Annotated in this window: 2 protein-coding genes; both read left to right on the top strand. The window is 44.8% G+C overall.

From position 1 onward, the window contains the following. The coding region (locus tag GRP75_RS26750; RefSeq protein WP_272917247.1) for a transketolase C-terminal domain-containing protein at positions 1–456 on the top strand (456 nt) is incomplete at its 5' end. Positions 457–547: 91 nt separating this feature from the next. Next, the coding region (locus GRP75_RS26745) for a biotin/lipoyl-containing protein (RefSeq protein ID WP_483311119.1) at positions 548–1,439 on the top strand (892 nt) is incomplete at its 3' end.

Raw genomic sequence — 1,439 nt, 5'->3', positions numbered from 1 at the left:
CTGTATCATGCATTCCGCGCTGAAGTTCCTGAGAATGATTACACAGTTGAACTGGGCAAAGCTAATGTAGTTCGTGAAGGTTCCGATGTGACGATCATTACTTACGGTATGATGGTACACACTTCGATTAAAGCTGCTGATGAGCTGGAAAAAACAAAAGGTATCAAAGTAGAAATCATTGATTTGCGTACCATTAGCCCGATTGACATTGATACCGTTGTTGCTTCTATTCAAAAAACCAATCGTGCCATCGTTGTTCAAGAAGCGCAAAAGAGCTCCGGTGTAGCTGCTGAAGTTATTGCACAAATTAACGAAAAAGCAATCCTGCATCTGGAAGCACCCGTTCTGCGTGTAGCAGGTCCAGATACCGTTTATCCTTTTGCTCAAATTGAAGATACTTGGTTGCCAACGCCAACACGTATCATTGATGCGGTTAATAAAGTATTGGAATTTTAATTAAAGCACACCGTAAATTTGGGAGGTTTTAAACGTGGCTAAATTTGAATATAAATTCCCGGAGCTAGGTGAAGGTCTTCACGAAGGCGAAATCATCAAGATTCACATCAAGCCCGGCGACAAAGTAACAGATGAAGATATCATCATGGAAGTACAAAACGATAAGGCTGTAGTTGAAGTTCCTTGTCCGGTTAATGGTACAGTACAAGAAGTATTTGCCAAAGACGGCGACATCTTTAACGTAGGTCAAGTCGTAGCTGTAATTGATGCAGAAGGTGAACTTCCTGAACAAGAAGATGCACCAGAAGCACCAGCTGCTAGCCCTGAACCAAGTGCTGCTGCACAAGGCGGAGCTGCAGGTACAGCTAGATTTGAATATAAATTCCCGGAGCTAGGTGAAGGTCTTCACGAAGGCGAAATCATCAAGATTCACATCAAGCCCGGCGACAAAGTAACAGATGAAGATATCATCATGGAAGTACAGAACGATAAGGCAGTAGTTGAAGTTCCGTGTCCAGTCAATGGTACGGTTCAAGAAGTATTTGCCAAAGACGGCGACATCTTTAATGTAGGTCAAGTTGTGGCTGTAATCGCTGCAGAGGGCGAACTTCCTGAACAAGAAGATGCACCAGCTGCTGTGAAACAAGAAGAGGATGCTGCAAAAGGCGGAGCTAACACAAAACCAGCTGCAACACCTGCTGCTTCTAACAAAGACGTATTGGCTACACCTAGCGTCCGCAAATTTGCTCGTGAGCAAGGTGTAAACATCGCTCAAGTGAGTGGCTCCGGCAAAAATGGTAAAATCACCAAAGAAGATGTAGAAGCTTTCAAAAATGGTGGAGGTCAAGCGGCTGCACCAGTAGCGAAAGAAGCTGCAAAAGCACAAGAGCCTGCTAAGAAAGAAGCGAAAGCTGCAGCACCATCCGCACCAGCAGCAGATCCACGTGCTGAGGAAGAGCGCGTACCATTTAAAGGTATCCGCA

It is taken from the genome of Paenibacillus sp. OT2-17, assembly GCF_009827695.1.
GTDB lineage: Bacteria > Bacillota > Bacilli > Paenibacillales > Paenibacillaceae > Paenibacillus > Paenibacillus polymyxa_B.
This window is presented reverse-complemented; position numbering and strand designations above follow the sequence as displayed.